The sequence below is a fragment of the Paraflavitalea sp. genome (assembly GCF_059502485.1).
On the sequence record NZ_JCACET010000008.1, the window covers coordinates 3,035,107 to 3,058,597 of the forward strand.

The 23,491-nt window shown below is 48.5% G+C and carries 15 protein-coding genes; 8 read left to right on the plus strand and 7 right to left on the minus strand.

The window, feature by feature from the left end; all coding sequences use genetic code 11:
* Positions 1 to 5 precede the first annotated feature (5 nt).
* Both AC5JBY_RS14660 and AC5JBY_RS14665 read left to right on the plus strand, forming a co-directional pair.
* On the plus strand, positions 6 to 515 hold the full coding sequence (locus tag AC5JBY_RS14660; protein ID WP_495905356.1) for a hypothetical protein: 510 nt from the start codon (positions 6 to 8) through the stop codon (positions 513 to 515).
* A 32-nt stretch (positions 516 to 547) separates the two neighbouring features.
* A complete protein-coding gene (locus tag AC5JBY_RS14665) occupies positions 548 to 3,271 on the plus strand; it encodes a hypothetical protein (RefSeq protein WP_495905357.1) in 2,724 nt (907 codons plus the stop codon).
* 70 nt (positions 3,272 to 3,341) lie between these two features.
* Here AC5JBY_RS14665 and AC5JBY_RS14670 read toward each other — a convergent pair whose 3' ends face one another.
* The gene (locus tag AC5JBY_RS14670) at positions 3,342 to 4,244 is read right to left on the minus strand and encodes a serine hydrolase (RefSeq protein ID WP_495905358.1); all 903 of its coding nucleotides are present in this window, start codon (positions 4,242 to 4,244) and stop codon (positions 3,342 to 3,344) included.
* A gap of 107 nt (positions 4,245 to 4,351) precedes the next feature.
* Here AC5JBY_RS14670 and AC5JBY_RS14675 point away from each other — a divergent pair, with 107 nt between their 5' ends.
* Positions 4,352 to 5,056 carry an NUDIX hydrolase gene (locus AC5JBY_RS14675; RefSeq protein WP_495905359.1) on the plus strand — a complete coding sequence of 235 codons (705 nt, stop codon included), beginning with the start codon at positions 4,352 to 4,354 and terminating at the stop codon, positions 5,054 to 5,056.
* Positions 5,057 to 5,179: 123 nt separating this feature from the next.
* On the opposite strand, the gene AC5JBY_RS14680 is transcribed toward AC5JBY_RS14675, so the two are convergent.
* The 3 genes from AC5JBY_RS14680 to AC5JBY_RS14690 all read right to left on the minus strand — a co-directional run bounded on the left by AC5JBY_RS14680 (position 5,180) and on the right by AC5JBY_RS14690 (position 9,779).
* Positions 5,180 to 6,175: an arabinan endo-1,5-alpha-L-arabinosidase gene (locus AC5JBY_RS14680; protein WP_495905360.1), complete on the minus strand. Its 996-nt coding sequence runs from the start codon at positions 6,173 to 6,175 to the stop codon at positions 5,180 to 5,182.
* A gap of 16 nt (positions 6,176 to 6,191) precedes the next feature.
* Positions 6,192 to 8,150: an alpha-L-arabinofuranosidase family protein gene (locus AC5JBY_RS14685; RefSeq protein WP_495905361.1), complete on the minus strand. Its 1,959-nt coding sequence runs from the start codon at positions 8,148 to 8,150 to the stop codon at positions 6,192 to 6,194.
* A gap of 96 nt (positions 8,151 to 8,246) precedes the next feature.
* Positions 8,247 to 9,779, minus strand: coding sequence for an alpha-N-arabinofuranosidase (locus AC5JBY_RS14690; RefSeq protein ID WP_495905362.1), 1,533 nt, complete (start codon positions 9,777 to 9,779; stop codon positions 8,247 to 8,249).
* Between the two features lie 505 nt (positions 9,780 to 10,284).
* On the opposite strand from AC5JBY_RS14690, the gene AC5JBY_RS14695 reads away from it, so the two are divergent.
* The 4 genes from AC5JBY_RS14695 to AC5JBY_RS14710 all read left to right on the plus strand — a co-directional run bounded on the left by AC5JBY_RS14695 (position 10,285) and on the right by AC5JBY_RS14710 (position 16,368).
* Complete coding sequence (locus tag AC5JBY_RS14695) at positions 10,285 to 11,958, plus strand: ribulokinase (protein ID WP_495905363.1); 1,674 nt, start codon at positions 10,285 to 10,287, stop codon at positions 11,956 to 11,958.
* 62 nt (positions 11,959 to 12,020) lie between these two features.
* A complete protein-coding gene (locus tag AC5JBY_RS14700; protein ID WP_495905364.1) occupies positions 12,021 to 12,722 on the plus strand; it encodes an L-ribulose-5-phosphate 4-epimerase in 702 nt (233 codons plus the stop codon).
* A gap of 98 nt (positions 12,723 to 12,820) precedes the next feature.
* A complete protein-coding gene (gene araA, locus AC5JBY_RS14705) occupies positions 12,821 to 14,311 on the plus strand; it encodes an L-arabinose isomerase (RefSeq protein WP_495905365.1) in 1,491 nt (496 codons plus the stop codon).
* A 335-nt stretch (positions 14,312 to 14,646) separates the two neighbouring features.
* Entirely contained in the window at positions 14,647 to 16,368 is a 1,722-nt protein-coding gene (locus AC5JBY_RS14710; RefSeq protein WP_495905366.1) for a sodium:solute symporter family transporter, read from the plus strand.
* A 335-nt stretch (positions 16,369 to 16,703) separates the two neighbouring features.
* Here AC5JBY_RS14710 and AC5JBY_RS14715 read toward each other — a convergent pair whose 3' ends face one another.
* Positions 16,704 to 17,363: an HAD family hydrolase gene (locus AC5JBY_RS14715; protein ID WP_495905367.1), complete on the minus strand. Its 660-nt coding sequence runs from the start codon at positions 17,361 to 17,363 to the stop codon at positions 16,704 to 16,706.
* Between the two features lie 218 nt (positions 17,364 to 17,581).
* On the opposite strand from AC5JBY_RS14715, the gene AC5JBY_RS14720 reads away from it, so the two are divergent.
* A complete protein-coding gene (locus AC5JBY_RS14720; protein WP_495905368.1) occupies positions 17,582 to 19,264 on the plus strand; it encodes a GH39 family glycosyl hydrolase in 1,683 nt (560 codons plus the stop codon).
* Between the two features lie 200 nt (positions 19,265 to 19,464).
* On the opposite strand, the gene AC5JBY_RS14725 is transcribed toward AC5JBY_RS14720, so the two are convergent.
* Together AC5JBY_RS14725 and AC5JBY_RS14730 are read right to left on the minus strand one after the other, a co-directional pair.
* On the minus strand, positions 19,465 to 20,985 hold the full coding sequence (locus AC5JBY_RS14725; RefSeq protein WP_495905369.1) for a M61 family metallopeptidase: 1,521 nt from the start codon (positions 20,983 to 20,985) through the stop codon (positions 19,465 to 19,467).
* A 154-nt stretch (positions 20,986 to 21,139) separates the two neighbouring features.
* A complete protein-coding gene (locus AC5JBY_RS14730; RefSeq protein ID WP_495905370.1) occupies positions 21,140 to 23,485 on the minus strand; it encodes a S9 family peptidase in 2,346 nt (781 codons plus the stop codon).
* Between the last annotated feature and the right edge of the window lie 6 nt (positions 23,486 to 23,491).

Sequence of the window (23,491 nt, forward strand, 5' to 3'; positions counted from 1 at the left end):
ATTTTATGCAGCAGAACGAATTAGTGAATCTTTTTTTAGATACCTGTCAACGGTTACTTACCGTGTTCGAGGAAAAGAACAACCTGGATGAGCGGGTAAAGGTCATACGTTCGAAGGAGCTTCCTGATGATCTACGTGACTGTGCTGGCTACATCGTGGAGTCTACAAACCTTTCTGGTGTACGTCCATTTAGCCGTTTTTTTTATGTTCTGTCCGAAATTGAAGTTACTCGAGTGTTCCGGGTATTTGCATCCAATCTTACTTATAGCTTCTACTATGCCATTCACAAGAAGAGTGGAAAAATAATTGTGGTAGATGATGAGGGTGATGAGGCATACGAGGCTGCAAAGAGTGTAGAAAGTTTTCTGGAAGTGCTTATCGAACTGATGCTTTTTGAAATTTCCCAGATCGATGGGCATGTACATGATGATGCTTCCCGGAATGCATGTCTGCGTAAGTGTATAGCATTGGCTGGCGGCGATCAATTCAGTGAGTATTATAAAATATTGCTTTAATAACGGTTTTGTTTAAATCCCTAAAACAGTATATGAAGCCTTTATCCGCATTTTGTATTACGCTATTCCTGGGTATTTGTGTACAGCCTGTTTTTTCACAGCAGGTGTATGATGCAGACAATGGTGTTACTGCCAGTGGCAGTGGAACGACCCGAAAAGTTTCGCTTGGTGGTACACTTACTGGAAATACGGGTATCAACCTCAGTACCTATAATCTTACTTTAACGGGTACCGGTAACGTGGGAATACGCACGGGTAGTCCATTTGCTCCGCTACATGTATACAAGAATACTTCGGGTAATTACAACCCAGTAATGATCCTGGAAGATGCGCTGAATGATGGATATGTGATGTTCCAGATGAAGGGTACCGGCAGAATGTATCACCTTGGCGTTGGTAATGCTGCCGAGTCTTACTTTGGGTTGACCAATAAGTTCTTTATCTGGGACCAGAATGCTGCGCTGCCAAGGCTTGTGGTAGACCCGACTGGTAACGTGGGTATTGGCACTACGAGTCCGGGCAATCGTCTTTCAATTGCCGGTGCAACGGCGGGTACAAGCGGTCTACAATTTACTCAGTTGAATAATACGGCTACGGCGGGTACTGGTAATGGTAAAGTGCTTTCACTGGATGCCAGCGGTAATGTGGTGTTGGTGAATGATGTGGGCGGGGCGGGTTCAGTATGGCCGTTGACAGGGTCTACTGGCTCTAATCCTACCACGCATTTCCTGGGTACTATAGATAACCAGGACCTGGCAGTAAGAACTAATAACCAGGAAAGGGCACGATTTATGTCCAATGGTAATGTACTGATAGGTACTACTACGGATAATGGTTTTAAAATGAATGTAGAGGGTACCATCAATAGCAGGGGTTTAAGATTGGGTGGAGGTGAAAACATTTACTGGCACGATCTTAATACTCATATATCACGTACTACCGGTAACGTTTTAGAGTTGCAGGAATATACTGGTGCAATCCGTTTGACGGGATTTGCCAATCTTAGTGTTGAGCTAAAGCACCCCAGTTATGGAAACGTCTTTATGGGTTTCCCTGCTGATAAGACATTTTCTTTGACGCATCATAGCACGTCGATCCTGACATCGAGTGATGTAAATGGCAGCACATCTATAAAATTAGGTGCTCCGGTTCCGCAATATGGGGATAACAGGGGAGTAGATTTATACTTGTTTGGGGGCCTTGGTGGAAACGTCAGTTCTGGGTATGATGGTGGTAACGTCTATATCGATGGTGGTGTGAAAGGTGGTACGACCAAAAACAATGGTAATATCCTGATCGGCACGCAGCAAGGGAATGTGGGTATAGGTACGGCTACTCCCGGAAACCGTCTTTCTATTGCCGGTGCTACTGCCGGTACCAGTGGCTTGCAGTTTACTCAACTTAATAGTTCCTCTACTGCGGTTGCTGGCAATGGTAAGGTGTTGGGATTGGATGCTACTGGTAATGTGATCCTGGTAAATGATGGAGGTAGTGGTGGCAGTGGTTGGGGACTTGGCGGTAATGGTGGAACTGCACCCGGTACTGATTTTATTGGTACCACTGATGCCCAGCCGCTCGTATTCAAGACCGGCAATGTAGAGAGGCTTAGAATCCTGAACAATGGCCGTATGCTAATTGGTCATACTACTGATGGAGGGTATGAATTTGATCTGAATGGTGTAGCAAGAATTCAATCTTCTATTAAAGTTGGGTCTTTTGCTATTATGAAAGGTGCAGATGTTACCACCTTTGGCGTGCACCAGGGGATACGGGTAGATGATGCAGCTTACACTCCTGTACGGTTTCAGACGTCTAACCAGGGAGGTGTAAGTGAGAACTTCGTGTTTGAAAATGCGTATGGTGTATTGAGGGACTTTTATGGTAGTGCCAGTATTATAAGGATCAAGCAGGGGTGGGGAAATCCAAACACGACTGGTTATAATGTGGCCACTATTCGTATCGATAATGAGATTAACACCACTAATGGTACGGCAAGTACTATCAGAGGGATTTATTATAATCCAACGGTTACCAACCTGGGAGGTAGTACACACATAGCTTATGAGAATACAACCGGGGCAAACCGTTTGAATACTACCAGCGGCAATACTTTAATCGGCACTTCTACGGATAATGGCAATAAGCTGCAAGTAAATGGTACCGTATGGGCCAGCAGTCTTCACATTCCTACAGGTGCCGGCGCGGGCAAGGTGCTTACGAGTGATGCCAATGGTGTTGCTTCCTGGCAGACTGCCAGCGGCGGCGGTACCGCTGGTTGGGGATTGACTGGTAATAGTAGTCCCGGAGCTGGAAGCTTTATTGGTACAACTGATGCTACTGCCTTGATCTTTAAGTCCAATAACATTGAGGGCATCCGTATTGGCACCAATGGCAGGGTAGGCATTGGGGGCGCAGATATCGTGAATGGGGATTACAAACTATATGTACAAGGAAATGTTCGTGCACGTAAGGTGCGCGTGGATGCGGAGAGCTGGGCTGATTATGTATTTGAGCGGAACTATCAACTGCTTCCGCTACCTGAAGTAGAAAAGTACATCCAGGAGCATCGTCATCTGCCGGGTGTGCCTTCTGCAACGGAAGTAGCTAAAGAGGGTGTTGATGTTGGTGACAATCAGGCTGTTTTGTTGAAGAAGATCGAGGAGCTTACGTTGTATGTGATCGAGCAGAATAAGTTACTGAAGCAACAACAGGAGCGGATTGAGGTGTTAGAGAAAAAGGCTGTGAAGAAGCATTAAATGATAATAACTTTATAGTTTATATGAAGGTCCTGGTGCTTCGGTGCTGGGACCTTGTTTTATTATATGGTTAGTTCTTTGGTTGCGTCATGTACTGATAGATCTGTTCTGATGCTTCTGCCATTGCTGCTATAGCGGCTTTTTCATCTTTGATGCCTTTTGACAGCATGACCAATACATATTTACGTCCGTCTGGCAGGAACACGATGCCGGAGTCGTGTTGTACACCAGTGATGTTGCCGGTTTTGTGGGCTACTTTTACATCTTTGGGTAGCCTGGCGGGGATGATCTCGTTAAACTTCTGGTCGAGGAGTATTTGGATCATGGCTTGTGAGGCGGTGCTGTCAATGGCCTGCCCATTAGCTATCTTTTCGAAGATGATCATGAGGTCGTTGGCCGTTGTGGTATTGTTCAGTTTTTGCTGATAGGCTTTGCTGTCTTCCACTCCCCGGAGTACTTGTATGTCTTTGGCGCCCAGGCTGCGCATGGTTTGGGTTACCTTTTTTGCGTCTACATATTCTATAACGATGTTGGTGGCCAGGTTGCTGCTCATGATGATCATGTCATAAACCAGGTCGTAGAGGGTTCTTTTGGCGCCTATGTGGGTGTAGAGTTGTTTCTCGCTGTCGTCGTCGGGGTTGAGGCTATAGGTGCTGCTGTCTACGATGCTGTGGAACTCATTTTTGACGGTTATAGAGTCCGTGAGGGACAGGGTGCCTGCTGCGGCTTGTTTATATACTTCGATCAGTACGGGTGTTTTCATGGTGCTGGCGGCATGGAAGGTTGTGTCGCCGTTGATCTGGAAGGTGGCGCCGGTGCCGAGGTCTTTGAAAGTTACTGCATATGTTCCTTCCTGCTTGCTAAGGGTGGCGGTGATGTCTTGTTGTAATTGTTGGAGTGTCATGGTCGAGTGGCAGGCGGTCAGTGTAAATGTGATCAATATAAGTAAACCGGCGGATAATCGGTAACGCATACGTTTGCAGTTGTTTGCCTAAAATAGGGAAAAGAGACAAGGAAGCTATATAAAAACTTTGCCATAGTTTAATGTTTGTTATTTTTATCCATATTTAGCACTGAACTATGAAACGTTACTCTCAACAAACCCGATTGCTTGTAGCCGTAGATTGTATCATTTTTGGTTTTGATGGTCAGGAGTTGAAATTATTGGTTATTCAACGTGGCTTTGAACCGGAAAGGGGTAAGTGGAGCCTTATGGGGGGCTTTGTGAAGCCTACTGAAAGTTTTGAAGAAGCGGCTGCCCGGGTATTGAAGGAGCTTACGGGGCTTGGCGGTGTATATATGGAGCAACTGCATGCTTTTGGCCATCCCGGCCGTGACCCACTGGAGCGTACTGCTTCTATCGTTTATTTCAGCCTGATCGATATCCGTAAGTACCAGCAGCAGATCAACGACGATTATCATGCTGAATGGTTCCCTATTCATAAGCATCCCCGCCTGATCTTTGACCATGAAGCGATGATTGAAATGGCAAAGGACAGGCTGCAATACAAGGCTGCACTGCATCCGATTCTCTTTGAACTATTGCCCGACAAGTTTACGCTGCCGCAATTGCAAACGTTGTATGAGGGTATCTATGATGCGGAGATTGATAAACGGAACTTCAGCCGCAAGGTGTTGTCTACCGGTTTATTGGTGAAGCAAAAGGAGAAGGAAAAGGAGAGCTCCAAACGTGGCGCCTTTTATTATAAACTGGATAAACGTAAGTATAACTCCAAGTTTCACAACTTCCTTAATATCATTCCTAACGCGCACAATCTGATTTAGCAGGAGTTAGCTGTTAGTTCCTTACTTTTTAGCTGTCGTTTGCTTCGATAGCAGATTTCTCGCCCTCCAATCTGGTTGTTGTTTTTGCAGCGCATGGAGGGCTCGAAATGACAAAACATTGTGTTATTTCACTACTTCGGGCCAGCCGTCTTTCCAGGTGAGTTTTTCGATGCGGAGTTTTGAGCGGCCGCGGTCTTTGGCATCGTAGCCATGGAATACGAGGTAGTCGACGCCGTCGAATGTGCATACGGCATTGTGTCCCACGCCATGCCAGTCTTTATCTCCCTGCAGCACGATCGTGCCTCCACTTTTCAGGAGGGAAACGCCTGCTTTGTCAATGTAAGGTCCTGTGAGTTTCTCGGAGCGGCCTACAATCATTTTATAGGTACTTTGTTCTCCCTTGCAGCAATAATCTATCGAGGCAAACTGGTAATAGTAATTTCCTTTTTTAAAGAGAAAAGGGGCTTCTATTGCGCCGTCGCCGGCTGATGAGTCGGGGGTATAGTAGTTCAATTTCCGGCTGGCGATGCTGTGCCATTGTTGTGGTGTGTCGATGGCTGTGAGTTGCTGGTTGAGCTTTACCAGCTTGAGTCCATTCCAAAAGGAACCGAAGGCCAGCCAGGGTTGGTCCTGTTCGTCCCAGATGACGTTAGGGTCTATCGCATTCCACATGTCCCTGCCGGGGACAGATTCAATGACTTTGCCGTGGTCGATCCATTTGAAGTTGGGATCATTGGGATGGAGGGTCTTATTGGTGGCTACGCCGATGCAGGAGGTGTTTTTCCCAAAGGCCGATACGGAATAGAACAGGTAGTACTGGCCATTGTGGAAGGAGATGTCCGGCGCCCAGATGTGGTTCCTGAAGCCCTTGACTGACTGCACGCCCCAAGGTAAGGTATCGAACACTTGCTTCTCCCGTTGCCATGTCTTCATGTCCTTCGATGAAAAGACGCTAATGCCTCTGCCTGTACAGAAGAGGTAGTAAACGTCGTCCTGCTTGATCATGACCGGATCGTGGACGCCCGGTTGTGTTGTTTGTGCCGGCTGTGCCGTTTGTGCAGAGGCAGTGGCTGCGAGCAGGACCAGGGTGAGGGAAAGGAGGAGTGTTTTTGGATGCATGGCAAGTCGTTTGGAGTTACAGCATTTTTACCTTGATTACCTGGAAGGAATAGGGGGCCAGGGTGACCGGCACTTTCTTTCCTTTCAGTTTGATGGTTTCCTGGGTGGGACTAACGGTGGCAGGCTGCGCGAATGTGTTGGCTTGTTGCAGGTCGGCATTTTTCAATACGTCTGTTGTAGCCGTGGTGGCCAGTTTCTTTACACCTTCGATCGTTATCTCACTGTTGTGCGCGATGGCTCCTGTATTTACCAGCTTTATGATCACTTCTTTGGCTGCGCTATCGATGGCTGCATTGGCGTAGAGGCCATTCTGTCCAGTTACTGTTTCATTGTTCAGCGTCATGGGTACTACGTGTGTGCCTTTATTTACACCATACATTTTTTGGACGTAGTAGTTGGGGGTGCCGTATGACTGGAGGTTGTTGAACCAGATGAGGTCTGGGGTCCATTGCCATCCTTCTGCATGGGCAAACAAGGGTGCGTAGGAAGCCATGTGTACTACGTCGGCGTTGCGTTCGAGGCCAGTCATGAAGGCTGCTTCTGATAGTGCACACTGCCAGTTGTTGATGTTGTCGGGGCTGGCGATGGCTTTGCTTTGTGCTGCGTACTCGCCGGCAAATATTTTAGGTCCATTGCGATCGTATTCGTCGTATCGTTTAGCATTCTTCAGGAACCAATCGGGCGCCCGATAATAATGTTCGTCCAGTATGTCGGCTTTCAGTCCACGTAGGGTGGGGTTGAGGTAGTCGAATAATGGGCCATCGGGGTTGGGGCCAACGCTGCTGATCAGCTGAACCGCAGGGTACTTTTCTTTGATAGCCTTGGCGAAAAGCTTATATCGTTCTATGTATTGCTCGCCCCATTGTTCGTTGCCTACGCCCAGCAGTTTGAGGTTGAAGGGGGCTGGGTGTCCCATCTGGGTGCGCACCTTACCCCACTTGCTATCGGCAGAACCATTTGCAAATTCGATGAGGTCCAGTGCGTCCTGGATATATTGGTCCAGCTCTTCTGTGGGTACTACTTCTGATGTGTTGAACTGGCAGGCCATGCCGCAGTTGAGGATGGGCAAGGGTTCGGCGCCAATGTCTTCCGACAGCAGGAAGTATTCATAAAAGCCGAGGCCAAAGGATTGGTAATAATCGGGGGTGAGTTTGTGGCGGAACTCCGTGTTCCAGCGGTTCACGATCTGCTCACGTTGGTCAACCGGGCCGATTGTCTTTTTCCACTGGTAGCGGGTGTCCAGTTCGCGGCCTTCCACGATGCAGCCTCCGGGAAAACGGAGGAAGCCCGGTTTCATATCGGCCAGGAGTTGTACCAGGTCGGCACGCAGGCCACCCGGCCTGTTCTTCCAGGTTTTTTGTGGGAACAGGGAGATCATATCGGCATCTACCATGCCTGTGCCTTCAAACCAGATGTTGAGTTTGGCTTTGGGCTCTGTAGCAGTGGCCGTGATGGTGGCCGTGTATTTTTTCCACTCTTTGCCGGAGAGGGTTATGCTGGTTTCTCCTATTTTTTGGTTAGCTGCATTGACCAGTTCTATGCGGAGTTTGGTGTTGCCTTCCTGTGCGCGTGCGAGCAGGGAAAAATCATATTTGTCGTTGGCTGTGATGCCCATGCCGCGGAAGCCTTCATTGCTCACACCATATCCACTCGCTGAGCGGATGGTGAAACGGGCGAAGCGGGGATTGCTTTGGTCGCCACGGTTGATGATGAGTATGGAGCCGTCGGCATTCTGTTTTTGCTCGCGCCATCCCATGAGGGGTGTTGCAAATTCGAATGATCTGTTCTTGACCAGCTCGGCATAGATGCCACCGTCGGCGCCGAAGTTGATGTCTTCGAAGAAGATGCCCCACATCGTTTTTTGTATGGGTGTCTTGAGCTGGTTTGCCTTTACTGTGAATGCTTGTGTGGTTTGGGCTGAAGTGGTGCCGGCTGTAAGGCAAGCGGCGGCCAGCAAAGCTGTGATTGATTTCATATGTGCTGTTATGGTCCTCATATAGTGTTGCTTTGTAAGCGGGCTTAAAGCCCGGGAATAGTGCTGCGAGGCTACAAGCCTCGCAGAGCGTTAGCGTTATTTCAATTCCAATACTACGACTGAGCAGGCGGGCAGTTTTACGGTGAGGGTGCTTCCTTTGAGGGTAGCGCCGCTGAATGCTGCCGGCTTAATTTTGTCAGGGTTTTCAAAGGTGTTGTGGTCCTGTATTTTGGCTGAGGCCAATATCTTTCCTGTGATGTTGTTGTACTTTCCTCCTTTGAGGTTGATGGTGATCTCCTGCATGTTTTTTGCGTCGATGTTTACCAGTGATATATGGGTGGCTCCGAGGGAGTCGCGGGAGGCTGAACAGGAAACTGCCGGGAGTTTGTCGCTGCCCAGTGTATAGTCTTTTGTTTTGATGGTGATGGGCAGGAGCTTAGCATCCTGGTGCACGTTGTACATTTCCATCACGTGGTATGTTGGCGTTAGGATGAGTTTTTCTTCGTTCGTGAGTAATACTGCCTGCAACACGTTGATGGTTTGTGCGAGGTTGGCCATGCGCACGCGGTCGCAATGGTTGTGGAAGATGTTGAGGGTTATGCCAGCAATCATCGCATCGCGCATTGTGTTTTGCTGGTAGAGAAAGCCGGGGTTGGTGCCGGGTTCTACATCGTACCAGCCGCCCCATTCGTCTACCACCAGTGCGATGCGTTTGTTCGGATCGTATTTGTCCATGATGGCGGAATGCTTTATCACCAGTGAATCCATTTGCCACGCGCGTTTCATGGTAGTGAAGTATTGTTCTTCCGAAAAGCCGGTGGCTGGTCCTTTTTTGTTCCAGTCGATCACTGAATAGTGGTGCAGGGCTACGCCGCTTACCATGTTGCGGGGTATATTTTTCATGAGGACTTCTGTCCAGTTATAGTCGGCCGAGTTGGCGCCGGAGGCGATGCGGAAGATGTTGCCTTCGCTCCAGCCCGTCATGAAGGTGGCGTATTTGCGGTAGATGTCTGCATAGTATTCGGGACGCATGTTACCGCCACAGCCCCAGGCTTCGTTGCCTACACCCCAGTATTTTACGTTCCAGGGTTTTTCGCGGCCGTTTTGTTTGCGGAGGTTGGACATGGGGCTTTCGCCGGCGAAGCTGACGTATTGTACCCAGTCCGCCAACTCCTGAACTGTACCGCTGCCTACATTGCCGGCGAGGTAGGGTTCTGTTCCGATCAGCTCACACATGTTGAGAAAGTCGTGGGTACCGAAGCTGTTGTTTTCTGTGACGCCTCCCCACCAGGTGTTTACGATCGTGGGGCGTTTGTCTTTGGGGCCGATGCCATCTTTCCAGTGGTAGGTGTCGGCAAAGCAGCCGCCGGGCCAGCGGAGGTTGGCTATCTTTAGTTTCTTCAGGGCCGCCACTACATCGTTGCGCACACCTGCTGTATTGGGTATTTTGCTGTTTTCTCCTACATAGAACCCACCGTACACGCAGCGGCCGAGGTGTTCTGCAAAGTGGCCATATATCTGTTTACTGATGGTGAGTTTGGCGTCGTCGGCATTGACCGTGATCTCATTCTGTGCCTGTGTTGTGAGATAGACGGCTAATACCAGGGGAACGAATAACAATCGCTTCATAAGTTTATATTTGATTGGTGCATGGTTTTTCAAATGTAATTAAGCCTGCTGTGGAAACAGCAGGCCTGCTTGTAATAAACAAAACAACTGTGTAATTATAAAAGAGATTCTTATGTTTTGGGAAATGAGACGAATTGACCAATTGGAACAGGTGATGGCAAAGGTGCCGCGCGTACAGGGTAATCAACCCTTTGTGGAGCATGGTTCTTTTCATATAGCAGTGTTGCAAGTATGTAGCAAAATAACATATTTCTTTCAATAATTGTCATAATTACATTTATTTTTTGACCTCCTGCTTGCCGGCTACTGCTGACCGGATCGGGCGGGTGGTGGGGGAGGTTGATAGTGAATTGGTTATTATCTGTATAAGGTAAATCATATTTTGACTTTGTTAATTAGGTTACTTTGGTAGATTTGCGTTGGCTGTAACGTATTTGGTAAAGTCCTTTTTTGTTAATTCTTTTGTACATAAAATAATAAGTGTTACCTTGACACGAATTGCCTCATGAAAAGTGATCAATATGTTATAGGAGTAGATTACGGAACAGATTCTGTACGCTCCATTGTAGTAAATGCTGCCAACGGAAAAGAGATTGCTGCTGCTGTGTTTCCCTATCCCCGCTGGAAGGACGGTTTGTATTGTAATGCTGCCGCCAGCCAGTTTCGCCAGCACCCGCTGGATTATGTGGAAGGGCTGGAGCAAAGTATTAAGAGTTGTTTGCAGCAGGCCGGCGCTTCTGTAGCTGCCCAGGTAAAAGCTATTTCCATCGATACTACGGGTTCTTCGCCGGTTGCGGTAGACGAAAGCGGTACGCCGCTGGCGCTGCTGCCAGGTTTTGAGCAGAATCCCAATGCTATGTTTGTATTGTGGAAGGACCATACATCGGTAAAGGAGGCTGCGGAGATCAATGCTCATGCCGAGCGTTTCGATGTGAACTACCTGCAGTATGTGGGTGGTATTTATTCTTCGGAGTGGTTCTGGGCAAAGCTGCTGCACGTGTTGCGTGCCGATGAGCAGGTTCGCAAGGCCTGTTATTCCTGGGCAGAGCATTGTGACTGGATCCCGTTCTTACTTACCGGCGGTCAGCGTGCGCAGGATATCCGGCGCGGCGTATGTTCGGCTGGTCACAAGTCTTTGTGGGCGGCTGAGTTTGGTGGTTTGCCTCCTGATGAGTTCTTCTCTTCTCTCGACCCTGTGCTAAAAGGTTTTACTTCAAGATTGTTTAAGGATACTTATACGGCCGACAAGCCTGCGGGCAAACTCAGCGGGGCCTGGGCTGAGCGTCTGGGGCTTTCTACTGACGTGGTAATCGGTATTGGCGCTTTCGACGCTCATATGGGCGCTGTGGGTGGCCAGATCGAGCCTTATCATTTAAGTAAGGTAATGGGTACTTCTACCTGCGATATGCTGGTGGCGCCCAAGGCCGACATGGAGGGTAAGCTGGTGAAGGGGATTTGTGGTCAGGTGGATGGTTCTGTGATTCCCGGCATGATCGGGCTGGAGGCTGGTCAATCAGCTTTTGGCGATGCGTATGCCTGGTTCCGGAATGTGCTGGGCTGGCCTGTTCAACAATTGTTGTCTCAATCTTCTCTGATCGATAAGGATACTGCGGCCAAGCTGGCTGAGGAAACGCTGGGTAAAATTATCCCGTCTCTTAGCAAGCAAGCTGAGGCTTTGCCTTTTGATGAAAAAAGCGAGCTGGCTGTGGATTGGTTCAATGGTCGTCGTACGCCAGATGCCAACCAGTTGCTGAAGGGGGTGATCTCTAACCTGCACCTGGGCAGTGATGCTCCGCGTGTGTTCAGGGCTGTTGTGGAGGCTACCTGCTTTGGTGCTAAAAGTATCGTTGACCGCTTCAATCATGAGGGTGTGCCTGTGAAGGGCCTGATCGGATTGGGTGGTGTGGCGCGTAAGTCGCCTTTCATCATGCAGATGATGGCTGATGTAATGGACATGCCTATCCGCATTCACCGTTCTGAGCAAACTTGTGCTGCCGGTGCTGCCATGTTTGCGGCTACTGCTGCGGGGCTCTACTCTAAAGTAGAGGATGCGATGGCGGCGATGGGACAGGGCTTCGATGTGGAGTATTTCCCTGATGCGAAGAAGGTACCGCTGTATGCAAAGCGCTACAGGCAGTATCATGAGTTGGGAGGATTTGTGGAAGATCATACGAAGTAAGTCAAGAATCCAGCATTCAGAATCCAGTATTCAGAAAAACTACAATACATAGTTTAGAAACAATGAGTCGTTATCAACATATTCGTGAGGAAGCGTATGAGGCTAACATGCAGCTTCCGGCTTTAGGCCTCGTGTTATTTACTTTTGGTAATGTGAGTGCGGTTGACCGCAGTGCCGGTGTGTTTGCCATCAAGCCCAGTGGTGTTCCTTATGTTTCTTTATCGCCCGACAACATGGTGATCGTTGACTTCGATGGTAAGACTGTAGAGGGAACGATGCGTCCTTCCTCGGATACCAAAACGCATGCCGTGTTGTACAAGCATTGGGAGAAGATCGGGGGCATTGTTCATACGCATTCCACGTATGCTACTGCGTGGGCTCAATCCCAGCGTGATATTCCTATTTTCGGTACTACGCATGCCGATCATAATACTGTTGATATTCCTTGTGCGCCTCCTATGGATGACGCCATGATCAAAGGGGATTATGAATATGAAACTGGTTTCCAGATCATCAATTGCCTGGAGGCTAAGGGATATAATTATGAGGAAGTAGAGATGATCCTCGTGGGTAATCATGCTCCTTTTACCTGGGGGAAGACGGCTGCCAAGGCTGTGTATAACAGTGCTGTGTTGGAGAATGTGGCGCAGATGGCATTGTTGACGGAGCGGATCAATCCTAATGCGCCGCGGCTGAAGGATGCGTTGATCCGTAAGCATTATGAAAGGAAGCATGGGCCGGATTCGTATTATGGGCAGGCGTAAGCCGGCAATCGGCAGTCAGCAATCGGCAATGCGTTTGCTTCGATCTTGAAATGACATTTTCTGAATAAGAAGAATTCAAAACAGTAAATAAACGATAGATGATCAATTTAAAGACTTTGGAAGTTTGGTTTGTAACCGGTAGTCAGCATTTGTATGGCCCGGAGACCCTGAAGCAAGTGGCTGATCACGCTCAAACGATTGCTACTGCCCTGAACGCTTCTACCAAGATACCTGTGACTGTTCAGTGGAAACCCACTGTGAAGTCGCCTGAAGAAATTTATAAGGTATGCCAGGATGCGAATACTGCTCCTAACTGTATTGGTATCATTGCCTGGATGCATACTTTCTCGCCTGCCAAGATGTGGATTGGCGGTCTGAAGATCCTCAACAAGCCTTTATTGCATTTGCATACGCAGTTCAATCGTGATATTCCCTGGGGTGATATCGATATGGACTTTATGAATCTGAACCAGAGTGCGCATGGTGACCGTGAATTTGGTTTCATCATGACGCGCATGCGCCTGAACCGCAAAGTAGTGGTGGGCCACTGGCAGGATGAAGAGGTGCTGGAGCGCATCAATGTGTGGAGCCGTGTTGCTGCCGGCTGGCACGATTGGCAAGGCGCCCGCTTTGTTCGCTTTGGCGATAACATGCGTTATGTTGCGGTTACCGACGGTGACAAGGTGGAGGCTGAATACAAGTTTGGTTTCTCTGTTAATACACATGGTATTGGTGACCTCGTGAAGGTTATTAATGAGGTTTCTGATGCTTCGGTTGAGAAACTGATCCAGGAGTATAACGATAAGTATAAGCTGATGGACGTGTTGAAGAAGGGTGGCAGCCGCTATTCTTCGCTGGTCGATGCTGCGCGGATCGAACTCGGCATGCGCGCGTTCCTGGAAGACGGTAATTATAAGGGTTACTCTGATACGTTTGAAGACTTGCATGGCATGAAACAGCTGCCTGGTATCGCTTCTCAGCGCCTGATGGGCAGCGGGTATGGCTTTGCCGGTGAGGGTGACTGGAAAACTGCGGCCCTGGTGCGGGCTATGAAGGTAATGGGACAGGGTTTACCTGGTGGTAACTCTTTCATGGAGGATTATACTTACCACTTCAATCCTCGTAACCCGCTCGTGCTCGGTTCTCACATGCTTGAAATTTGTGAATCTATAGCTGAAGCCAAGCCTTCCTGTGAAGTGCATGCGCTGGGTATTGGTGGTAAAGAAGATCCTGTGCGCCTCGTGTTCAATAGCGCACCGGGTAAGGCACTCAATGCTTCTTTGATCGATATGGGTAATCGTTTCCGTTTCCTCGTAAACGAGGTGGAAGCGGTAGAGGCTGAACAGGACCTGCCCAAACTGCCTGTTGCACGGGTGTTGTGGAAGCCATTGCCGGATATGAAGACTGCCTGTGCGGCCTGGATCCTGGCTGGTGGCGCTCACCATACTGGTTATAGCCAAAACCTCACTTCCGAGTATCTGCAAGACTTTGCTGAGATTGCCGGTGTTGAGTTTGTGCTGATCAACAAGGACACTAACCTGTATCAGCTTAAGAATGAGCTGCGGTGGAATGAAGCGTATTATAAATAAGCGATGAGTGTAAGCTTTACACATTAAAATTCATAAAGATGAGGGCACCTCGCCGCTGGCAGGTGCTTTCATTTTGCTCATAGTGCCAGATATCCGGGACAAGCGGTGCTGTTATTATTAAAATTTGATACACAACGTCCAAGGATTGAACAGTATGGTGTGCTTTTTATTAAAATAATCGCTATTTTTCACGTTTGAAAAGTGCTTTGCATATATGAAATTAAACGTAGTCGGTACTCGTCATACTAACAGTCGTTCTTCTCTTCAGCTATTCAAGCCTTTCTTCACCCAATTTATAACCATCTTCTAAAACAACCTCTAAACGGTTTCTGCGTATGAATAACAGTCTTGTGTCTTACGATTATTTAATCATCGTACTCTACTTTGTCCTGGTAGGTTCTTACGGATACTGGATCTACCGCCGGAAAAAGAAGGCTGCGATGGATACAAAGGATTTCTTCCTGGCCGAGGGTTCTTTGACCTGGTGGGCCATTGGCGCTTCCCTGATCGCCTCCAATATTTCTGCTGAGCAGTTTATTGGTATGAGTGGTGAGGGTTTTTTTGTGGGTACTGCTGTTGCTGCGTATGAGTGGATCGCTGCGCTGGCGCTCATTATTATTGCCATCTGGTTCATCCCGATCTATCTTAAGAATAAGATCTATACGATGCCGCAGTTCCTCAAGACCCGGTATAATGAGACCGTGGCTTTGATCATGGCGGTATTCTGGTTGTTCTTGTATGTATTCGTAAACCTGACTTCTATCCTGTATCTCGGTGCAGTGGCCATCAATGGCTTATTGGGTGGTGAATATCTCCATGCCATTATGCTGGCGCTGGCTGTGTGCGCGCTGATCATCACGCTGGGTGGTATGAAGGTAATTGGCTATACGGACGTAATCCAGGTAGCAGTATTGATCGTTGGTGGTCTTGCTACTACTTACCTGGCTTTGACGATCGTTGCCGAGAAACTGGGTGTTGGCCAAGGTGCCATTGCCGGTTTCAAGGCGCTGTTGCAGGATTCTCCGGAGCACTTCAAAATGATATTGGACAAGCCATCGGGTACGGTGGGTAAGATTGATACGCCGCTGAACCTTGAAATTCAGAAGTATGTGGTGTTGCCCGGCATCGCCATGTATTTTGCCGGTCAGTGGATCGTGAACCTGAATTACTGGGGTTGTAACCAATATATCACTCAACGTGCGCTGGGCGCTGACCTGCAAACTGCCCGTACGGGTATCTTGTTTGCCGGTTTCCTGAAGCTGATGATGCCTATCATCGTAATGCTGCCCGGTATTGCTGCGTGGGTATTGTATAAGAATGGTCACCTGCCTCAGCTGGCGAGCAAGGACGGCGCTTATTCTGCGATCCTGGGCTTCCTGCCTAATGGTTTGCAAGGGTTGGCTATCGCTGCATTGACAGCTGCTATTATCGCCTCTCTGGCTGGTAAGCTGAACAGTATCTCTACCATCTACACGCTTGATATTCATAAGAAATACGTTAATAAGAATGTAGATGAGACGAAGATGGTGTGGATCGGCCGTATGACTGTTGTAGCGGCTATCATTATCTCCCTGATCTTTACCTGGGAAGACTTGCTGGGTATCGGTGGTGAAGGTGGCTTTACCTTTATCCAGAAGTACACTGGCTTCATCAGCCCTGGTGTATTCGCCATGTTCATTCTGGGTATGTTCTGGAAGCGTACGACTGGTACGGCTGCCCTGGTGGGTGTGATCCTCGGTTTTGCGCTGGCTATCTTCTTCAACAACTATGCTGTGGATATCTTCGGTCGCGAAACCTGGATGTATACTGCTTTTGAATATCAGAAGGTTGAGAAGGGTGAATTGAAGACTATTGTAGAGATTCCGTTCCTGATCAATATGGGCTGGTCGTTCTTTATCACTGTGGCTACCATGGTGGGTATCAGCCTTGCTGGTCCTAAGGTGAATCCTAAGGCGTTCGAGATCGACGGTTCTATGTTCAAGGTTAAGCCTGCTACATTGGTGCTGATCGTTATCACGCTGATGATCCTGGCCGCCTTGTATATCAAGTTCTGGTAATCAATAAATTATAATATTCTCTTTTGAACGACAGCAGGCTTAGCGGCCTGCTGTTGTTATTTGGGGGGTGGTTGACAAGTTAATAGGTTGACAAGTTGATAAGGGGAAGAAAAGTAGGAAGGTTGACAGGTTTAAGGGCTGATAAGAGGAGAGTAGGAGGTGATATGGCTTTGCAACGGCTTGTCTATGAAGCATGTACGGAGCATAGTCGCTATAAGGTCGCTATAACGTCGCTGAAAGGTCGCTGTAACGCCGCTATAAGGTCGTTGTAACGTCGCTGAAGCGTCGCGGGAAGGACGCTATTGGGTCGCTGAAAGGAGCCCCGGGCAGGGCCGTTATACCGTGGCGGTGAGGAGGGTTTCCTGTAGCCAGGATTCGGTATAATCTTCTATGAACCCGATAATGTTGTTGTAGGCCCCAAATTCGTCTTTGGTGTGCATGCTGGTAATTACTACCGCCTGCATGCCGGCATTTTGGGCCGCTTCGACGCCCTTGGGCGCATCTTCAAACACTATGCAATCTTCCGGCGCCACACCCAGCTCTGCAGCATTTTTGAGGTAGGTTTCCGGATCGGGCTTGCTGTATACTACATTATCGGCGCTTACAATACTACTAAAATAATGCCTGATGTTCAATCCATCCAGCACAAAATCGATATTAAAAGTAATGGCTGCGGAGCCGATCGCCATTTTGATGTGTTGCTTGTGGGCTGCTGCTAAAAACTTGTCTAAGCCGTTGATGAGTTTCAGGTTGGGTCTGAATTCGCGCTGGTATTGTTCTTCTTTGGCGTAGCCTATCTTATTCTTTTCTTCGTCAGTGAACCGGCCTGGGAAAACGCGCTCCAACAACTCGCCATTCTTACCGTAGCACTGTTCTTTGGTTTGTTCGAGCGTAATACCGGAGCCATATTTTGTGAGTAATGTGTGCCAGGCTTGTATGTGGTATCCCATGTCGTCGATCATCGTGCCGTTCAGGTCGAATAAGAATGCTTTCATAGGGGGCGAAGGTACGTTGATATGTTGAGAGGTTGATAGGGGGTGACATGTTAATAAGTTGAAAAGTTGATAGGGGAAGACAGAAATGCTTAATGCTCAGTTTTTAATGTCCAGCGGTTGCTATTTTTTTAATGAGGATGTTTCCATGTGGATGTTGGTATTTAATTGTTAAATTGACACTTGAAACGATTGTTATTGGTACGCGTAAATTTAACAACATGAAACACCTTTCTATGGTGGCACGCTTGCTGGCTATATTTCTTCTTTCCGTGCCCGTCTATTCACAAAATTATACCACTGTTAATGTCGATCTTTCTAAGCCTACCGGTGATATGAAGCCGGTGTGGGCGTGGTTTGGTTATGATGAGCCAAACTATACGTATATGAAGGATGGCAAAAAACTATTGTCTGAAATTGCGGCGTTGAGCCCCGTGCCTGTGTATGTGCGGGCGCACAACCTGCTGACCACCGGTGATGGTACGCCTGGTTTGAAATGGGGTTCTACCAATGCTTACACGGAAGATGCGCAAGGTAATCCTATTTACAACTGGCGTATCGTGGACAGTATCTTCGATACTTATGTGCAGCGTGGCATGAAGCCGCTGGCTGAGATCGGTTTTATGCCAGAGGCATTATCGCCCAAACCGCAACCTTACCGGCATTACTGGAAACCGGGGGATAATTATAATGATATTTATACCGGCTGGGCTTATCCGCCGAATGATTATAAGAAATGGGGTAACCTTGTTTATGAGTGGGTGAAGCATTGTGTGCAACGTTATGGCAAGAAGGAAGTGGAAAGCTGGTATTGGGAGGTATGGAATGAACCTAATATCGGTTACTTCAAAGGCAAGGTGCAGGATTATTGCAAGATGTATGATTATGCTGCTGAGGGTTTGCGCCGCGCGCTTCCTACTGCGCGTATTGGTGGTCCTCACTCTACCGGCCCTTCCTGGGATGTAGCAGAAAAATTCTTACGCACTTTCCTCAAGCATTGTGAAAGTGATACCAACTATGCTACCGGCAAGATCGGTTCGCCACTCGATTTTATTGCTTTTCATGCCAAGGGTGCGCCGCGTGTAGTGCAAGGGCATGTGCGGATGGGTATTGCTAATCAAATGCGTGATGTGAGTAAAGGTTTTGAGATCGTGGCTTCCACGCCTGCCTTTAAACATTTGCCTATCGTGATCGGTGAATCTGATCCTGAGGGTTGTGCTGCCTGCGGCATGGCTACCAACCCTGAGAATGCTTACCGGAATGGTACTATGTATTCTTCTTATACAGCGGCTTCATTTGCCCGAAAGTATTTACTGGCCGATCATTTTGGCGTTAATTTCCTCGGTGCTGTGTCGTGGTCGTTTGAGTTTGAGAATCAGCCGTGGTTTTATGGTTTCCGTGACCTGGCTACCAATGGTGTCGATAAGCCTGTGCTGAATATCTTCCGGATGTTTGGTATGATGAGTGGTAAGCGTGTGGCGGTGGCCAGTGATCGTATGTATCCTGTATTTGCTGTACGTGATTCCGGTGTACGCAAGGCAACGACTGATATTGGTGGTCTTGCAGCGAAGGATAAAAAGAATGCTACTGTGATGGTGTGGAACTATCATGACGAAGACCTGGAAGGAACACCTGAAAACGTGCAGGTGGTAGTGAATGGTGTGCCGGGTAAGAAGGTTACGCTGACGCAGTTTGTGGTTGACAGGCAGCATAGTAATTCTTATGAGGTGTGGAAGCAACTGGGTTCTCCGCAGCAGCCTACGCCTGAGCAGATCGCTCAGTTGGAGAAGGCAGGGCAGCTGGCGCAGACAGGAAAGTCTTCAGAAGTTGTGAAAGATGGCAAGCTGATAGTGAATTTGAATTTGCAGCGTCAGGGAGTTGTGTTGCTGAAGATGGAGTGGTGAGCGCGGCAATCGGCAGTACCGGCAGTCGGCAATGCTTTTGCTTCGTGACTTTTACTTCGATAGGGCCAAAGGCCCTGGAATAGTGCTTCGAGGCTGCAAGCCTCGAAGAGCTGTCGAATAAATGAGTTTCTTGTTTTAAATAAAAAAGCAACCACGAATTCTATTTCGTTGGTTGCTTTTTTATTTAGGTTATGTTGTTATTACTTGCCCAGCCAGCTTTCGAGTATTTGCTTTTGCAAAGCGTCGGGATTGGGGAGGCGGGTGATATTATAGGTTGGTTTTTCGCCTGTGGTGTCTATGGTGAGGCCAGCGTAGTTGAGGTATTTGTTGTAATCTAATTCTTTGGTGGTGTAGATGTAATCAAATAATTCATCAAGTGGGCCTCCGGCTGTTTGCTCGATCACTGTGCGCAATTCTTTTTCTGTAAATCCTCTTTTCTTCTTCTGGTAGTATTCTCTGTACAGCGTGCGCATTACATCATCGAGCGACTTTTTGTTTTGTGTGTTGTGGCGGATGGCGAAGTCGAACAGCAGACCTACTACTGGCCCTTTATCATAATAGGAGATCGTTTTGTTCTCTTTGTCATCGCGGCGACCAAAGGGACCATCTGACCAAGTGTTGTAGCTGGCTTGTTGCAGGGTTTGGCATAATCGGCCGGGCTTGGTTTGGAAGGCCATGATATTGTTGCGGAATGATCCGAGGATGTCTTCTTCGGTAGAAAGTCCTGCACGTTTTACCACCAGGTACTCATAGTATACCGTAAGTCCTTCCGAAACCCACAGCAGGTTGGTACGGCTGCCGCTGTCATAGTTAAATGGTCCGAGCTCAATAGGGCGTATGCGTTTTACATTGTAGTGGTGGAAGTGTTCATGGGCAATGAAGTTCAGTATGCGCAGGCGTCCTTTGGGCGTGCTCAGGGATGGGCCTGTAAAGCTGATGGTAGTAGAGTTGAGGTGTTCGATGCCTCCGGCGCCTGGACCAATAGCGATGAAGGTGTAATGTTTGTAAGGGATGTGGCCAATGATATCGGACCCTGTAGCTACGATCTTTTGCAGGTCGTTCACAAATGCCTGCTTGTCGAAATCTCCCATCTTGTAGCCAATGAAGCGGTGTGGGATTCCCTGTACCGTGAAGGATGGCAGCTCTTCGAGGTTACCGACCAGCAGGGGGCTGTCATACAGTTCATCGAAGTTGGGAGCCGTATAGGTGAATGGTTTGCCTGCTACCGGATCGAGGCCGGTTGCTATGTTGTTCCAGCCCGGTGCTGGCTTTACTTCGACTGTGGACGGCAGGTTGATCTTGCCGGCAGGATGTACGAATAATCCGCCGGGTATGATGTAGCCCCGGGTAGAATCTAAAAAGGGATTGGCTACAAAGGCGCGGGTAGCTTTTACATCGTAGCTGATGGTGAAGGATGACTGGCCTTTGTGGGTTACCTGCCAACTGTTGGCTGTACCTTTTGTCCAGGGGAGTGTGTCGCCGGCGTTACTGGTGACTTTGAAGCTTTCTACATATTGGGCATAATCCAGGCGCTGGTAATAGCCGGGTGACCATACCGGCATTTTAAATTCTGTGGCGGCGCCTTTGGCCCCTGAGTATTGTAGTACCACGTGAAAGTAATGGCTGGCTGGTTGCTCCATCGATACCGTGAAATGGATCTTTTGAGCTGTGGCGCTAAGTGTTATCAGCAACAGGCCGATGGTAATGAATTGTTTATTCATGTTATTCATAGTTTGTGTGCTAAATCCAGCCGGAGGCTGGAAAATAGGCGTCACCAGCCAGAGGCTGGCGACTTAAAAACCTTTTTGATATCGTCTCTATAAAAGCAGAGGCCCCGAAAGGGGCCAATCATGCTTTGTGTTGCTATCTATAAACCTATTTTAATTCTCCACTGTTGCGGTCGGGTGGGTCAACGCCGAGGAGGCTCTTTACAAAGAAGTCTCTCTTTTTCTTGCGTCCATAAGGTCCGCCATCACTGTGGCCCATGCCGGGTACGGTGAGGAGATCGAACATCTTATTGGATTTGATCAGGGCGTCGGCCAGGCGATAGGTAGATTCTGGAGGCACGTTGGTGTCTGCTTCGCCTACGATCAACAACAGCTTGCCTTGTAATTTGGCGGCGTTGGTGATGTTGGATTGTTCGTCATAATGTTTGGCGATCGGGAAGCCCATCCATTGTTCATTCCACCATTGTTTGTCTACGCGGTTGTCGTGGCAGCCACAGGCTGATACGGCAGCTTTGTAAAACTCCGGATGGAAGAGCATGGCGCCAGTAGAGTTTTGTCCGCCGGCTGATGTACCATATACGCCTACGCGTGTATCGTCTACATAAGGATATTTTGCAGCGAGGGCCTTGATCCAAAGGATGCGATCGGGTAGTCCTGCATCGGCCAGGTTCTTCCAGCATACATCATGGAATGCTTTGGAGCGGTTGGCGGTTCCCATGCCATCGCATTGTATTACGATGAAGCCGAGCTCAGCCATGCTTTGCATTTCTCCGTGTGTCATGAAGTTTTTAGGAACAAATGCATCTTGTGGACCTGCATAGATGTTCTCGATAACAGGGTAGCGTTTGTTGGGATCGAAGTTGCGTGGTCTGCATACCACGCCCCAGATATCGGTAACGCCATCACGTGCTTTAGCTACAAATACTTCCGGCAGTTTTACGCCGAGTGCGAGGTAAGCGGATATGTCTGCTTTTTCCAGCTCCATCACTTGTTTGTTGTCTGCAGCACGTATTAGATTGGTAACGGGTGCTACATTGGGTGATGAATAGGTGTCGGTAAAGTATTTACGGTCGGGAGAGAAGCTAACATTATGGTTGCCTGGCGCCGGTGTGAGTGATACCAGTTTCTTGCCGTCGAATCCTATACGGTAGTAGTGGAGGTTGTAGGGGTCTTCGCCAGCCTGCATGCCACTGCCGCGGAACCATACTTCGCGTTTCTTTTCGTCGATGCTGTCTATTTCACGCACCACCCAGGAGCCGGCAGTGATCGCATTCTTAACGGTTCCACTTATCGCATCTACGAGGTAGAGGTGACGGTAACCATCTTTCTCACTGCTCCAGATGATCTCATTTGTTTCGGGCAGGTAGTGGGTGAAGATGCGCTGTTCGTAAATGAAGGTGTTGGTTTGCTCGTCAACAACGTTACGCGTATTACCAGTTTCGCTATCAACTTCTATGATGCGGAAGCGCTGGTGACCGCGATCAGCTTTTTCATAGGTGAAATAGCGGCTTTCTTTTCTCCAGCGGATGTAAGGTGAACCGAGGAAGTCATACTTGTCTGTGTTGACCTTCACTGCTTTTTTGCTGGTGAGGCTGAATACATACATTTCGTAGCTGGTGAATTCATCGCCGGGCTGTGCATAGCGTTGTGAACGGAGCTGGCCACGCATGGTATTGGGGAGAGAGGTGAGTATGTAGTATACTTCCTTTTGCTCGCGTGGGTCTATTTTGTAGCCGATGGCATATTTGCTATCGGGCGACCATACCAATTGTCCGTAGGGTTTTTCTTTTGTGCCATCTGATGTAAACTGTATGGCATCTCCGCCGGCGGCGGGCTTGATGTATACGTTGTAATCCTTGATATAAGATAGCCACTGTTTATCGGGTGAAGAGCTGTCTCTTCTGCCATCACGGTCCCAACGGGGCCGGCGGCGTGGATTGGGCGCGCTGATGGATTGTGTGTCAACAGCAGTAGCTGTGGCACAAGTTTGTTTTGTGATATCGTACTGGTACCAGGCATTCTGGTAGCGGAAAGTGATCAGCTTTGTCTTGTTGTCGAATATCAGTGAATTGATGCCGAGTCTTTGGGCGCTCACTTTTTTACCAGAGGCCTGACTGAGTGCTGTGGCCAGTTGTGCATGATCGAAGGCAGGGCCTTTTTTACCAGCTACTGCATCCACATAGATATATTCCTGTACGCTATCTTTCAAGTTGTTCCTGTACCAGAAGCCTTTGTTGTCCGGCTGCCAGAATGCCTGCACCGTTGTTTTTAGAACGGTATTGCGGGCAAGGCTGTCGAGGCTGGCTGCATCCTGGTACCGCTTCATTATTTCGGCGTGTGTAGGCAGGTAGGGTGTAATGGCAGCCTTTTGAGTGCCGTGGGATATTACCACTCCACCATTTGTTTGGGCTACTCCATCTTGTGCTTGTGTTATTACCGGTAAGAGGCCGGTCATGAGCAGCACTGATGCGCGTATGAGTTTATTGAGTGTCATAAACCA